Annotated in this window: 10 protein-coding genes; 6 read left to right on the top strand and 4 right to left on the bottom strand. The window is 59.3% G+C overall.

Features of this window, described 5'->3' with window-relative positions:
* Positions 1-16 precede the first annotated feature (16 nt).
* Complete coding sequence (locus tag AS136_RS03400) at positions 17-370, bottom strand: helix-turn-helix domain-containing protein (RefSeq protein ID WP_048268071.1); 354 nt, start codon at positions 368-370, stop codon at positions 17-19.
* Positions 371-703: 333 nt separating this feature from the next.
* Here AS136_RS03400 and oqxA point away from each other — a divergent pair, with 333 nt between their 5' ends.
* Entirely contained in the window at positions 704-1,879 is a 1,176-nt protein-coding gene (gene oqxA, locus AS136_RS03395) for a multidrug efflux RND transporter periplasmic adaptor subunit OqxA (RefSeq protein WP_008806106.1), read from the top strand.
* Positions 1,880-1,902: 23 nt separating this feature from the next.
* Entirely contained in the window at positions 1,903-5,055 is a 3,153-nt protein-coding gene (locus AS136_RS03390) for a multidrug efflux RND transporter permease subunit OqxB15 (RefSeq protein ID WP_023323140.1), read from the top strand.
* Positions 5,056-5,121: 66 nt separating this feature from the next.
* Here AS136_RS03390 and AS136_RS03385 read toward each other — a convergent pair whose 3' ends face one another.
* The 3 genes from AS136_RS03385 to AS136_RS03375 form a co-directional block, all read right to left on the bottom strand.
* The gene (locus tag AS136_RS03385) at positions 5,122-5,601 is read right to left on the bottom strand and encodes an RrF2 family transcriptional regulator (RefSeq protein WP_032736298.1); all 480 of its coding nucleotides are present in this window, start codon (positions 5,599-5,601) and stop codon (positions 5,122-5,124) included.
* Positions 5,602-5,789: 188 nt separating this feature from the next.
* Positions 5,790-8,678, bottom strand: a complete 2,889-nt coding sequence (locus tag AS136_RS03380; RefSeq protein ID WP_032733654.1) for a C1 family peptidase — start codon at positions 8,676-8,678, stop codon at positions 5,790-5,792.
* A 648-nt stretch (positions 8,679-9,326) separates the two neighbouring features.
* Positions 9,327-10,238: a LysR family transcriptional regulator gene (locus tag AS136_RS03375; protein ID WP_002914199.1), complete on the bottom strand. Its 912-nt coding sequence runs from the start codon at positions 10,236-10,238 to the stop codon at positions 9,327-9,329.
* A 115-nt stretch (positions 10,239-10,353) separates the two neighbouring features.
* Here AS136_RS03375 and speB point away from each other — a divergent pair, with 115 nt between their 5' ends.
* Genes speB through AS136_RS03355 form a run of 4 tightly spaced genes read left to right on the top strand, consistent with a single transcriptional unit; the run spans position 10,354 to position 14,065 of the window.
* Positions 10,354-11,304, top strand: a complete 951-nt coding sequence (gene speB, locus AS136_RS03370) for an agmatinase (protein ID WP_004145693.1) — start codon at positions 10,354-10,356, stop codon at positions 11,302-11,304.
* Between the two features lie 10 nt (positions 11,305-11,314).
* Entirely contained in the window at positions 11,315-12,178 is an 864-nt protein-coding gene (locus tag AS136_RS03365) for a sugar phosphate isomerase/epimerase family protein (protein ID WP_032731119.1), read from the top strand.
* A complete protein-coding gene (locus AS136_RS03360; RefSeq protein WP_004212914.1) occupies positions 12,175-13,242 on the top strand; it encodes an isopenicillin N synthase family dioxygenase in 1,068 nt (355 codons plus the stop codon). Before AS136_RS03365 ends, AS136_RS03360 begins: the two co-directional genes overlap by 4 nt.
* 19 nt (positions 13,243-13,261) lie before the next feature.
* Positions 13,262-14,065 carry an ABC transporter substrate-binding protein gene (locus AS136_RS03355; protein ID WP_004899993.1) on the top strand — a complete coding sequence of 268 codons (804 nt, stop codon included), beginning with the start codon at positions 13,262-13,264 and terminating at the stop codon, positions 14,063-14,065.
* The last annotated feature ends 19 nt before the right edge of the window (positions 14,066-14,084 follow it).

The raw sequence follows: 14,084 nt of genomic DNA, 5'->3' as shown, positions 1-14,084 counted from the left end.
TCCCCGGTCATGAAGATCACTGACGAGATGCCTGCCCTGCAGAGCGGCTGATACTCCGGCGCCAGACGCCGGGCGCCTGGCCATACTGGCGCTTGAAGCTGCGGTTGAAGGACTGCTGGGAGTCAAAGCCGAGGGCGATCGCCACGTTGAGGATCGGCTCGTTGCTGTGGGCTAAGCGTTCGACCGACTTTTGCAGCTTTTGCGCCCGAATATATTCTCCGAGGGGCTGCCCGGTATGTTCTTTGAAGATCCGCTGCAGGTGCCACTTCGAATAGCCGGATCGTCGGGCAACGGTGTCAATATCCAGACGGCTATCAAGATGGTTGTCGATCCAGTCGATCAGATCCTGAATGATGGCGCCAGTGTTCATCATGTTACCTCCGCGCAGCCGGTTAAAAGCATCTTTGTCAGTTGCATTTAAAGGTGGCCTGTTTTTACACAAAATGCAAGTTTTATTGTTACATTTAAATCCACGCCGGGATCGCGGTTTTTGTCTCCAGCCAGGACCGCACATAAAGTGCAACAATTATTCTTGCACTTAGTTAAGCGCCTTCCTACAATCGCCGCGATAGTGTATTCGAAATTGTTACAGTTTTGTGGCGATGATCGACACAAATGGCCTTAAGCCAGCCCGGACAAAGGAAGTGGCGCGGCCTCTCACGCTGCGTCTTGCCCGGCGGCTACAATTACCGGAATAAAAATAATGAGCCTGCAAAAAACCTGGGGAAACATTCACCTGACCGCGCTCGGCGCGATGATGCTCTCCTTTCTGCTCGTCGGCTGCGACGACAGCGTCGCGCAAAATGCCGCGCCTCCCGCCCCGACGGTCAGCGCCGCTAAGGTGCTGGTGAAGTCGATCAGTCAGTGGGATAGTTTTAACGGTCGCATTGAAGCGGTGGAGAGCGTTCAGCTTCGCCCCCGCGTCTCGGGATACATTGATAAAGTGAATTACACCGACGGTCAGGAGGTGAAAAAGGGCCAGGTGCTGTTCACCATAGATGACAGAACCTATCGCGCCGCGCTGGAGCAGGCGCAGGCGACGCTGGCGAGAGCCAAAACGCAGGCCAGCCTGGCGCAAAGCGAGGCGAACCGCACCGATAAATTAGTCCATACCAATCTTGTCTCCCGTGAAGAGTGGGAGCAGCGCCGGTCAGCCGCGGTTCAGGCGCAGGCTGATATTCGCGCCGCGCAGGCGGCGGTGGATGCCGCGCAGCTTAACCTCGACTTCACCAAAGTGACCGCCCCTATTGACGGCCGCGCCAGCCGGGCGCTGATCACCAGCGGTAACCTGGTCACCGCGGGCGACACCGCCAGCGTGCTCACCACCCTGGTCTCGCAGAAGACGGTATACGTTTACTTTGATGTCGACGAGTCAACCTACCTTCACTATCAAAACCTCGCCCGCCGTGGGCAAGGGGCGTCCAGCGATAATCAGGCGCTCCCGGTGGAGATTGGCCTGGTTGGCGAGGAGGGCTACCCCCATCAGGGCAAAGTGGATTTTCTCGATAATCAGTTAACGCCGAGTACCGGCACCATCCGCATGCGCGCGCTGCTGGATAACTCGCAGCGTCTGTTCACACCGGGGCTGTTTGCCCGCGTGCGTCTGCCGGGCAGCGCGGAGTTCAAAGCCACGCTGATCGACGACAAAGCGGTACTGACCGATCAGGACCGTAAATACGTTTATATCGTTGATAAAGATGGTAAAGCGCAGCGACGTGATATTACTCCGGGGCGTCTGGCAGACGGTTTACGCATCGTTCAGAAGGGGCTGAACCCTGGGGATAGCGTCATCGTCGACGGGTTACAAAAAGTGTTTATGCCGGGTATGCCGGTGAATGCCAAAACCGTTGCCATGACCACCAGCGCCGCCCTCAACTGATCCCTAATCAGAGAATCCAACACATGGACTTTTCCCGCTTTTTTATCGACAGGCCGATTTTCGCCGCGGTGCTGTCGATTTTAATTTTTATCACCGGGTTAATCGCTATCCCGCTGCTGCCGGTGAGCGAATATCCGGACGTCGTCCCGCCGAGCGTCCAGGTGCGCGCGGAGTATCCCGGCGCCAACCCGAAAGTGATTGCCGAGACCGTGGCGACGCCGCTGGAGGAAGCGATCAACGGCGTTGAAAACATGATGTACATGAAATCGGTCGCTGGCTCCGACGGCGTGCTGGTCACCACCGTCACCTTCCGCCCGGGTACCGACCCGGATCAGGCGCAGGTTCAGGTGCAGAACCGGGTCGCGCAGGCGGAAGCGCGTCTGCCGGAGGATGTACGCCGTCTGGGCATCACCACCCAGAAACAGTCTCCGACGCTAACCCTGGTGGTGCATCTGTTTTCGCCAAACGGTAAGTACGACTCGCTGTATATGCGTAACTACGCCACGCTGAAAGTGAAGGATGAGCTGGCGCGCCTGCCCGGCGTCGGCCAGATCCAGATTTTTGGCTCCGGTGAATATGCGATGCGCGTCTGGCTGGATCCCAATAAGGTCGCGGCCCGCGGTCTGACAGCCTCGGATGTGGTGACGGCGATGCAGGAGCAAAACGTCCAGGTGTCTGCCGGACAGCTTGGCGCCGAGCCGCTGCCGCAGGAGAGCGATTTCCTGATCTCCATTAACGCCCAGGGCCGTCTGCATACCGAAGAAGAGTTTGGCAATATCATTCTGAAAACGGCGCAGGACGGCTCGCTGGTCCGCCTGCGCGACGTGGCGCGTATCGAGATGGGTTCCGGTAGCTATGCGCTGCGCTCCCAGCTCAACAATAAGGATGCGGTCGGGATCGGTATCTTCCAGTCGCCGGGGGCTAACGCCATCGATCTGTCGAACGCGGTACGCGCCAAAATGGCCGAGCTGGCCACCCGCTTCCCGGAAGATATGCAATGGGCGGCGCCGTACGACCCGACGGTTTTCGTGCGCGACTCCATCCGCGCGGTGGTGCAGACGCTGCTGGAAGCAGTGGTGCTGGTGGTGCTGGTGGTGATCCTGTTCCTGCAGACCTGGCGCGCGTCGATTATCCCATTGATCGCCGTGCCGGTATCGGTGGTGGGTACCTTCAGCATTCTCTATCTGCTGGGCTTCTCGCTGAATACCCTGAGCCTGTTCGGGCTGGTACTGGCTATCGGTATCGTGGTGGACGACGCCATCGTGGTGGTGGAGAACGTTGAGCGTAATATCGAAGAGGGGCTTGCGCCGCTTGCCGCGGCGCATCAGGCGATGCGTGAGGTCTCCGGGCCGATTATCGCCATTGCGCTGGTGCTGTGTGCGGTGTTCGTGCCGATGGCGTTTCTCTCCGGGGTCACCGGCCAGTTCTACAAACAGTTTGCGGTGACCATCGCCATCTCGACGGTGATCTCGGCCATCAACTCGCTGACGCTCTCCCCGGCGCTGGCGGCCCTGCTGTTAAAGCCGCACGGCGCGAAGAAAGACCTCCCTACCCGGCTGATCGATCGTCTGTTTGGCTGGATTTTCCGTCCGTTTAACCGCTTTTTCCTGCGCAGCTCGAACGGCTATCAGGGACTGGTGAGCAAAACCCTCGGACGCCGTGGCGCGGTGTTTGTGGTGTATTTGCTGCTGCTCTGCGCCGCTGGGGTGATGTTTAAAGTCGTCCCCGGCGGGTTTATTCCCACCCAGGATAAGCTGTATCTCATTGGCGGCGTGAAGATGCCGGAAGGTTCGTCGCTGGCGCGCACCGATGCGGTGATCCGCAAAATGAGCGAGATCGGGATGAATACCGAAGGGGTCGATTATGCGGTCGCTTTCCCGGGGCTTAATGCGCTGCAGTTCACCAACACGCCGAATACCGGGACGGTCTTTTTTGGCCTGAAACCGTTCGACCAGCGCAAACACACGGCGGCGGAAATTAACGCGGAGATCAACGCCAAAATCGCGCAAATCCAGCAAGGCTTTGGCTTCTCCATCCTGCCGCCGCCGATTTTAGGACTGGGTCAGGGTTCCGGCTACTCCCTGTACATCCAGGATCGCGGTGGGCTGGGCTATGGCGCGCTGCAAAGCGCGGTGAATGCGATGTCCGGGGCGATTATGCAGACGCCGGGGATGCACTTCCCGATCTCGACTTACCAGGCTAACGTGCCGCAGCTGGACGTGCAGGTCGATCGCGATAAGGCGAAAGCGCAGGGGGTGTCGCTAACCGATCTGTTCGGCACGCTGCAGACCTATCTCGGCTCGTCTTATGTCAATGACTTTAACCAGTTCGGGCGTACCTGGCGCGTGATGGCCCAGGCCGATGGGCCATTCCGCGAGAGCGTGGAAGATATTGCTAATCTGCGCACCCGCAATAATCAGGGCGAAATGGTGCCGATCGGCAGTATGGTGAATATCAGTACCACCTACGGGCCGGATCCGGTGATCCGCTACAACGGTTATCCAGCGGCGGACCTGATTGGCGATGCCGATCCGCGGATCCTCTCTTCTTCGCAGGCGATGACGCATCTGGAGGAGCTGTCGAAGCAGATCCTGCCGAATGGGATGAATATTGAGTGGACGGATCTGAGCTTCCAGCAGGCCACCCAGGGCAACACGGCGCTGATCGTCTTCCCGGTGGCGGTGCTGCTAGCGTTCCTCGTGCTGGCCGCACTGTATGAAAGCTGGACCCTGCCGCTGGCGGTGATCCTTATCGTACCGATGACGATGCTCTCCGCGCTGTTTGGCGTCTGGCTGACCGGGGGCGATAACAACGTCTTCGTGCAGGTGGGTCTGGTAGTCCTGATGGGCCTGGCCTGTAAAAACGCCATTCTGATCGTCGAGTTTGCCCGCGAGCTGGAGATCCAGGGGAAAGGCATCATGGAAGCGGCGCTGGAGGCATGCCGCCTGCGTCTGCGCCCGATCGTGATGACCTCCATCGCCTTTATCGCCGGGACCATTCCGCTGATCCTCGGCCATGGCGCGGGGGCGGAAGTCCGCGGTGTCACCGGGATCACGGTGTTCTCCGGGATGCTGGGCGTAACGCTGTTCGGTCTGTTCCTGACGCCGGTGTTTTACGTGACGCTGCGGAAACTGGTGACCCGCAGGAAGCCGGTCCAGGAGGATCTGCCCGCCTAGCCTGCAGCAGATAACAAAAAACCGCCTTCACAATGAAGGCGGTTTTTTTTCGTCATCAGATAGGAATTAAAGCGCTTTCTTAAAGCGGGCGATCATTTCCGGCACCGGATCGCAGCCGCTGGTATCGGCGTTTTTGACCGCCTCCAGCGCGCTGGCCACGGTGTGACGAGCAAGGACGTTTAGCGAAGCCTGCTCTGCTTCATCGGCAATCGATTTGAAGTACCAACAGGCGTTGGCGCTGACCACGCAGCGAGCCGGAACTTCAGGACGCGACGCCCACAGCTTTTTATCTTCAATAACCGAAAGATAGATATCACGCAGGGTGATCTTGTCCGCCGGGCGGCCAAGATGAATAGAGCCGTTGCGGCCAAGCGTGGAGACGATGATGCCGTCACGAGTAAGCGGAACCATTAGTTTACGGATAAAGCTCGGGTTCGCTTCCAGGCCGTAGGCCAGAATCGCACTCGTCGAACGTTCACCCATCTGCTCCGCCATTGCTACGCTGAGAACCATCTGCAAAGCTGTCGGGAAGCGGTAATCTAACATGGTATTGTCCTGGGTTGCGGTGAATCTTGTTCTTTTTGGCACCGCAGAGGTGAATAATCAATGAACAACAATATAACAAATACGGGAATTTTTTTGAAGCAATCTGCGGTTAGCCTGCGAAGTAAATTTTCTGATTTCACGGGCAAAGGCTGCCGGATGACAAACCCGGCAACCACATACCGTGCCATCTAAAAACCGCGAAGATCATCCACCGGAACGTTCAGCTGGTTATTCTCAACAATGCGTTGCAGGGTCAGGCTGATCACATCAATGTTGTTATCGAAACTGCCGTGGGAAGCATCGATCATCACGCCTGGGCCACCACAGACCTTATCGATATCAATGATGTTGGTTCGGCCGCGCTTTTCCAGCCCCGCCTCAGCCGCGGCATGACGCCAGTTACGCAATGCTTCCCCGGTGCTCGACGAACCGTCCCAGCCCGAGTAGTTTTTGTCGCGTATCTTGTCCATTCCCAGCAGCGGTGTTCGCCGATCCCCTTCTAACGCGTTGGAGACGAAATAGAGGAGCGACTTGCGATAAATAGCTGCCACATTGTCGGCTCGTTCAATGCGATCGGACAGGATATGGAGATACATACGTTTCATCAGCAATTCATGCGGGGCATAGTGTCGGTTGGCAAACTGTACCGTACATGCCGGCGCATAGAGATGCGCAGACTTGAGAGCGTCACCCAGGCCGCGGGATGACAACAGATCGACGAAATGGCCGAGAATAATACTGCCCGCCGAGTGACCAATTATATGAATTTCAAGCGCTTTCCCCCAGGTTTCCACTAACTTTTGCAGGGCTGTCACCAGCAGATCGCCTGCGCGTCCTGAAACGCAACTAAATTCAGCGTTCTCCTTCATTTCGCTCCACAGAGGCTTCGCGGCCGGCCGGCCAATAGTTTCCTCAATCAGCAGATCGGAAGCCTCAGTCAATGCCTCACGCACGCCACCCGCGCGCGAGGGTTCACGGCGAAAATGGTCGGAGAAGATATCGCCAATGGACTCCAGGATCCCTGTTTTCCACACCAGAAAGAGTGGATAGCAATCGTTGCCAGTGAAGTAACGTCCCATCGCCCGCGCCCGCGCAATCGACCCGGCCTCATTGTTGAGCCCGCCATGCGCATAAATGACTAAGCGTTTAGTCTCTGCGTGTTGTAAGCGAAACCAACGATCGGGCAATACGCATCCCTGATACATCAGCGTACGCGTCATCTCGTCCTGAGTCAGGTAGCGGTCCACCCGACCATCGTTGCCGATAACAATACTGTGCTGATAGGCAGTGGTTTCGTCCCACCACTGCGGGTGATTACCCGCGGCGGCCGGTGTGGCAAGGGCTGGCGAACCCGTTGCAAGCTGCCCTGGCACCACGCCGGGCACGCCCAGCGCCGCCACCCAGGCATCCATCGCGTTGGTCAGCCAGTCGGCATAACTCAGTACCGCGAAGCCACCGCATCCCCACTCTGTACCCCAGGAGTTTTGTACGATAAACCCGTCGCGGTTAAACCCAACCAGCGCAAACGCATGACCGCCCGTTTTAGTAGGCTTGCCATTGAACGCGATGACCGCCAGCGAGTCATGATTGGTGGGCGCCTTTTTCGCTGTCGGTACCGTCTGCCAGCCCTCATGGGTAAAGGCGGAAACGTAGATAGCCCCCACGTCATGGATGGCGGCCTGCATATCGGTAATATTTTTGATATCAATACGATAGTAGACCCCCAGCGTCGTATTCACCGCGCGCTCTGCGTATCCGTATTGCGGCGGGATATTTTCCTGCTCCCGGTAAGGCCAGTCAGACTCCAGACACACGCCGTGATGGAACCACCCTTTAAGCGCACCACGGCAGCTCGAACCGTCATAATCTTCCCCGGCGTATTCGTCGTATCGCCGGGCAAAGTTGTAAAGCATGCGGGGGCTCACTGAATCGAGTTTTTTCGGGAAACCAGCTTTACGCCAGCGCAAATAGTTCACCACGCAGGCTAAGCCAAAACCCGTGCAGGCGCCTTCCCGCCCCTGATCGAGGATCAGCTGCGCCTGGGTGTAGACGGTCAGTAGCGTGGCGATATCCTTATCAACCGGAAAGCGGTCCGGTAGGCTCACCGGCGGCGGCGTATAGGTACGATCGCGCAGATCAAGCGGATCCTTCGACGCATTGAGAACCGGTCCCTCTGCCGGGGCCGCGATCGCGGCGGCGCCCGCCTGCTGTCTGGCCCCTCTGCCAGCTCCCGCGCCCTGAATCTGGCTGGTCTGCTGCATAACCGCTGGCAAGACCGCTGCAAGCGTGAAGACTTTTTTGAAACTATCCAGCCCGTGCGCCCCGCCATTCACCAGCCTGCGCGCTTTCCGATAGTCGGGGGGCGTGGCTGTCAGGGCCGCGGTTAACGCCTCTCGACGATCGCCGAGGAACATCGCCAACAGTACCGCCGCCACCTCGGGTGCATTAGCTAAATCGGGAGAGCCGATAATGTCCACACCTATGCGGGAAGCATATTTCTGGTAGTTCGACCGCCCCGTAAGCTGTACGAAACCACGTCCGCGAAACCTGGCGCCATCGCCAGGGTTGATGTTACCAAGATTCTTGCCTTTGTCGGTCCCTGCGTCGTAGGCGCTGAACGCCGGCAGCCCTGGCAGCGTGTTGAACTGCGAGGGATATTCGGAAATCGGCACGAAGCCTTCGGTCTCCGCGCGGATGGTCCCCAGGGCGGCCAGGATCAACGGGATCGTCGTGAGTCCTTCGCTGGTTAACGCTGCCGCGACGTACGGCAGATAGCGCAGCACATTGGATGGTTTGGTGGCGGGGAATAAATGCTGCACCTCATCTGCCCGCAGCGCAAACGCAGGCAGCTTGATAAGCGCCAACAGGCTCTGGCAATAGGGACCGACGACGCCATCGGCGATGATGCCGATATTCGACTGCCAGTGTCGGACCGCCGAGGCGAGCGTGGCATCGAACGTGTCGCTATTCGACGGCAATGCAAACATCTTCGCATCCGCCCCCAGCGTTTTCGCCAGACGCTCGCGTAACTGGACAACCTCCGGGCCGGATGAGCCCTGCAACAGCAATTTAACCATGACAATAATCCTCGAAAAGCGATGACCGTGCGGCGATATTGATATAGGCCGCAGTACGCAACATGACGTTGAGCTGTCCTTGTGAAATGAGGCTGACAAGTGGTATTGCTTCAGGCTGCAAAGCGACCCGGCGGCCGCGGATGATATCCCTCGACAAAGATGGCGCGTGTCGCCCTCTCGTTTGAGGCGGGCAAACTTCGTCTGGGCAGGCGTTCCGGCATGCTCGTATGAGTATAGGAGAAGCGTAACGGCACCCGAGGATTTATTACTGGCTGAAATCTGTCACGGGTCAGCCGTTGACGGGCGGTTCAGGAGACATCATTCTCTCCCCGTTCGCCAACTATCCGCTGCCATAACGGCAGCGGATCCTGCGGGATTTGTCTGGCGCTGATCTGCCTGCACAAACTCTCCACCATCGCGATGGCGGAAAAAACCATTAAAGCGAATCGCTAACGACTGCGCTGCCCGGCGACCTGTCCACACCAGCGGCGCCTAACCCTGTGGATAACCTGGAGGCAGTTGCCTGGCAGCCGCAGCCCGGGTGGGCTACCGGCTGCTGTTCGTTTTTTAAACAGGAGAAATGCCACCGCCGGGCTGCGCGCTGAGCGCCAGAGCCACCACCGCGGCGGAGGGAAGCCCCTACCCCACTCAGTAATTCCACTTCGGCCGCGCCACCGTGTTTTTCTTCAACAGGTCGCGGAACGCTTTCAGGTAGGGCTCATTGCTGCGCCCGCGCTTACAGATGGCCGAGAACGGCGACTGAAAGCCAAACTCGTTGGGCAGCAGCACCCGCAGGCGGTTCTCTTTGATCCACGGCCAGGCGTAATGCTCCGGCAGATAGCCAATATATTTCCCCGAGAGGATCAGCAACAGCTGGGCGTCGACGGTCTCGACGGTGGCGCTGCCTTTGCTGAAGCCCCGGCGGCGCAAATCGCTGGTGTTCCAGTAGCTGCGGGTCACCAGCGGGCACTGGCTGATCTGCTCTTTATCCAGCTGGCGGCTGAAGAACATCGGGTGCAGATCGCTGCAGTAGAGCCAGTGCTGTTCGCGGTACAGCGGCTCGCTGATGATGTTATGCACCTGCGAGTTGTAGCTGCCGATGGCCAGGTCGATATGGTTGTTCAGCACGCCGTTCAGTTGCTCCGCCGGGGTGCGAATAATCAGTTTGATATGCACATGGGGAAATTTGTCGCTGAAGCTGCGCAGAACCACCGGCAGCGAGAGCGCCGTTTCGGTCTCGATGGAGTCGAGCGTCGAGATGCACAAGGTGCCGCTGTGCTCCCCTTTGAGCAGCGCCGACTGCCGCTCCAGCTCATTGAGTTCACTCAGCACGCGGATCGCCTGCTGTAAAAACTGCTGACCTTTCTCAGTCAGGGAAAAACCGCCGCGCCCGCGCTGGCAGAGGGTAAAGCCAAGCTGTCCCTCCAGCTGCGACATGGCATTGCTGATGGCGGAGACCGAAATGCCCAGCTCCTGCTGGGCCCGGCTATAGCTCTCCAGGCGGGCCACCGCCTCGAAAACCTGCAGCTGTCGAATATTAAGGCTGGCGTCGTGATGCATCGTATTTAGTTCACCAATAAATGAACTGAGTATTTACGTCAGACGATGTAAAGTCCAGCGCGGGTTGCGCACTATCTCTCCTGTTACGTTTCATCCGTCAGATTCAGGAGCAGACATGGATAACCTCTTTCACCAACCGCAGGGTGGCAATGAGATGCCACGCTTCGCCGGCCGCGCCACAATGATGCGCCTGCCGTTTATCGAAGATTTACAGGGACTTGATGCGGCATTTGTCGGCATTCCGCTGGATATCGGCACCTCGCAGCGCTCAGGTACGCGCTACGGACCGCGCTATATTCGCGCCGAATCGGTGATGATCCGTCCGTACAATATGGCAACCGGCGCCGCGCCGTTCGACTCGCTGTCGGTGGCCGACATCGGCGATGTGCCGATCAATACCTACAGCCTGCTCAAATCGGTGCAAATTATCGAAGATTACTACACCGGTTTGAATAGTTATCCGCTGATCCCGCTAACCCTCGGCGGGGACCACACCATTACCCTGCCGATCCTGCGGGCGCTGACCAAAAAACATGGTCCGGTGGGGCTCATCCACGTCGACGCCCATACCGATACCAATGATGAGATGTTCGGAGAGAAAATCGCCCACGGCACCACCTTCCGCCGCGCCGTTGAGGAGGGACTGCTCGACCTCAAACGGGTGGTGCAGATTGGCCAGCGCGCCCAGGGCTATGCCGCCGGCGACTTCCAGTGGGGCGTTGACCAGGGCTTTCGCCTGGTGCAAGCGGAGCAGTGCTGGCATACCTCGCTGGCGCCACTGATGGCCGAAGTCCGCCAGCAGATGGGCGACGGGCCGGTGTATCTCAGCTTTGATATCGACAGCCTCGATCCCATCTGGGCCCCGGGAACCGGGACGCCGGAAGTCGGCGGCCTGACCTCCATTCAGGCGCTGGAGATCGTCCGCGGCTGCCGCGGCCTGAACCTGATTGGCGCCGATCTGGTCGAGGTCTCGCCCCCCTACGACGTGAGCGGTAATACCTCCCAGCTGGCGGCCAACCTGCTGTACGAGATGCTCTGCGTCCTGCCCGGCGTGAAGTACGCCTGAGGAAGCCGCCATGGAGCTGAAATGCTTTCGCACCCTCTGGGGAGTCACCACCCCCTGGTCGCAAACGCTGGATGAACTGCAGCGCGTCGGCTGCTGCGGTATCGAAGCCCGCGTGCCGTTAACGGTGGCCGAACGGCGGGAGCTCGCCGACCGCCTGCAGGCGTCGGGGCTGGAGTATATCGCCATTCTTTTCAGCGGCGGCGGAGTGCTCCCCGCCCAGCATGAAACGCCGGAGCAGCATCTGGCGCGCCTGCAGACCCGCTTCGCCGAGGCCAGCAGCCTCAACCCGCGCTTTGTCAATCTGCTGGCGGGCAACGATCGCTGGCCGCTGGCGCAGCAGGTCGATTTTCTCGGCAAGGCGCACGAGCTGGCCGCCGGGTTTGGTTTGACCTGCAGCTTTGAAACCCATCGCGCCACCTCGCTGTACAGCCCGTGGCTCACGCTGGAGATTATTCAGCAGCTCCCCCAGTTGCGCTTTACCGCCGACATCAGCCACTGGGTGGTGGTCAGCGAGCGCCTGCTGGATGACCCCAGCGATGACTTCAGCGCCTTTATCGACCGCGTGCATCACGTGCAGGCTCGGGTGGGCTACGACCAGGGGCCGCAGGTGCCGCACCCGGCGGCGCCAGAGTATCAGTCGGCACTGGCTTTTGCCGAGCGCTTCTGGCAGCAGGTCTGGCATTCACAGCGCCAGCGCGGCTACCCGCAGACCACGCTGACCCCGGAGTTTGGCGCCGACGGCTATCTGCACCATCTGCCGTTCACCAACGTTCCGGTGGCCGACCTCTGGTCGCTCAACGCCTGGATGGCCGCGCGCCAGCAGGCCCACTTTCAGCAGTTTTTAACGCTCACTGAACAGGAACCGCAGCCATGACCGCCGTGAAGCACGCTTTTACTGAACTCCCGACCATCGATATCCGCGATCTGGCCGGCGACGATCTCGCCAGGCGCCAGGCGGTGGCCGACGCCATCGGCCGCGCGGCGCGCGAGGTGGGCTTTTTCTACATCACTGGCCACGGCATCGACCCGGCGCTGATCGCCGGCGTCCGCGAGGCGGCGAAGCAGATCTTCGCCCTGCCGATGGAGGAGAAGATGAACTATTACATCGGCCACTCCAAAAGCCATAAGGGCTACGTTCCGGAAGGAGAAGAGATCTACGGCTCCGGCAAGCCGGACCATAAAGAGGCTTTCGATATCGGCTTCCAGGCAGCGGATGACCATCCGCTGGTGCTCGCCGGCACGCCGCTGATCGGCGCCAATGAGTGGCCCGATCTGCCGGATTTCCGCGCGCGGGTGCTGGCCTACTACGACGCAGTCTTCGCCCTCGGCCACCGTCTGTTCGACGCTTTCGCCCTCGCGCTCGGCCTGCCGGAAGGGTATTTCAAACCGATGGTGACCTGCCCGCCGGCCAAGCTGCGGCTGATCCATTACCCGTTCGACGCCAGCGTCGAAGATGTTCCCGGAATTGGTGCACACACCGACTATGAGTGCTTCACCCTGCTGCTCGCCGACCAGCCCGGCCTTGAAGTCCTCAATGAAGAAAGCGTGTGGATCGATGCACCTCCCGTCAAGAACGCCGCCGGAGAAGAGGCGTTCGTGATCAATATCGGCGACATGCTGGAAGTGCTCAGCGCTGGCACATTTGTTGCTACAGCCCACCGGGTGCGCAAAGTGCCGCAGGAGCGGTACTCCTTCCCGCTGTTTTTCGCCTGCGATTACCACACGCTGATCCGCCCGCTGCCGACCTTCCTCGCCGCCGGCGAAGCCGGTGAATATCAGGAGCTCAGCATCGGGGAGCATATGTGGAGCCAGGCGCTGCAAACCTATCGCTACCTGCGCGAGAAGGTCAATCGCGGTGAACTTCAGCTACCGGAGCGCGCGCGCGGCACCAATACCTTTGGCCATTTGAAAAAACAGGCACAGCAAAAAAAACCCTAACCACCCGTGAGGAACCATGATGACTAGCACCCTGAAAAAAATCTCGCGCCGTGTCGCGCTTACCCTCGCCGTCAGCGCCTGTTTTTCCCCTGTCACCCAGGCGGCGGAACTGCTGACCGAGGGCGTCTTTAAGGTGGGGATGGAGGTCACCTACCCGCCGTTTGAGTCCTATGACAGCAATAACAACATCGTCGGTCTCGACCCGGATTTCGCCGCGCTGATCGCCCAACATCTGCAGGCCAAACCGCAGCTGATCGACACCAAGTTCACCAGCCTGATCCTCGGCATCGGCAAGAAATATGATGCGGTGATCTCCGGGATGTACGTGACGCCGGAACGCCAGAAACAGGCCGACGCCATCCCTTACGCCCTCTCCGGCGCGTCGATCATCGCCCTGAAGGGCGGCGCGGTGCAGCCGAAAACCGAAGATGAGCTGTGCGGCGTGAAGGTCGGCCTGCAGGCAGGCACCACCTGGGTGACCAGCCTGAAAAAACACTCCGATGAGTGGTGCCTGAAAAACGGCAAACCGGCCATCACCATTCAGGAGTTCCCGACGGCGCCGGAAGCCTCGCAGGCGCTGCTGTCGAAGAACATCGGCGCCCAGCTTGAGATTGCCCCGGCGGCGCAGATCATCGTCGACAAGAGCCGCGGCCGCCTGGGGATAAGCTCTACGCGCCTGGTCTACCCGCTGCCGTTGGGGATCTACGTCGCCAAAGGCAACACCGAGCTGGCGGAGGCGATTAAGGCTACCCTGGCCGCGCTGAAAGCCAACGGCCAATATGCCGCGCTGATCAAAAAATACAACTTAGAAAGCATCGATTAAGACAATAAGCACTGCGCAA

Source organism: Klebsiella sp. D5A (genome assembly GCF_001620885.1).
Classification (GTDB): Bacteria; Pseudomonadota; Gammaproteobacteria; order Enterobacterales; family Enterobacteriaceae; genus Klebsiella; species Klebsiella variicola.
The sequence above is the reverse complement of the archived record's forward strand: the minus strand, read 5'-3'. Positions and strand labels throughout refer to the sequence as shown.

What these genes read in the sequence shown, in the direction of transcription:
- AS136_RS03375 (WP_002914199.1), bottom strand. Translation starts at nt 10,238, where the DNA reads ATGCATCACGACGCCAGCCTTAATATTCGACAGCTGCAGGTTTTCGAG.
- AS136_RS03360 (WP_004212914.1), top strand. Translation starts at nt 12,175, where the DNA reads ATGACCGCCGTGAAGCACGCTTTTACTGAACTCCCGACCATCGATATC.
- oqxA (WP_008806106.1), top strand. Translation starts at nt 704, where the DNA reads ATGAGCCTGCAAAAAACCTGGGGAAACATTCACCTGACCGCGCTCGGC.
- AS136_RS03400 (WP_048268071.1), bottom strand. Translation starts at nt 370, where the DNA reads ATGAACACTGGCGCCATCATTCAGGATCTGATCGACTGGATCGACAAC.
- AS136_RS03355 (WP_004899993.1), top strand. Translation starts at nt 13,262, where the DNA reads ATGACTAGCACCCTGAAAAAAATCTCGCGCCGTGTCGCGCTTACCCTC.
- AS136_RS03390 (WP_023323140.1), top strand. Translation starts at nt 1,903, where the DNA reads ATGGACTTTTCCCGCTTTTTTATCGACAGGCCGATTTTCGCCGCGGTG.
- AS136_RS03380 (WP_032733654.1), bottom strand. Translation starts at nt 8,678, where the DNA reads ATGGTTAAATTGCTGTTGCAGGGCTCATCCGGCCCGGAGGTTGTCCAG.
- AS136_RS03385 (WP_032736298.1), bottom strand. Translation starts at nt 5,601, where the DNA reads ATGTTAGATTACCGCTTCCCGACAGCTTTGCAGATGGTTCTCAGCGTA.
- AS136_RS03365 (WP_032731119.1), top strand. Translation starts at nt 11,315, where the DNA reads ATGGAGCTGAAATGCTTTCGCACCCTCTGGGGAGTCACCACCCCCTGG.
- speB (WP_004145693.1), top strand. Translation starts at nt 10,354, where the DNA reads ATGGATAACCTCTTTCACCAACCGCAGGGTGGCAATGAGATGCCACGC.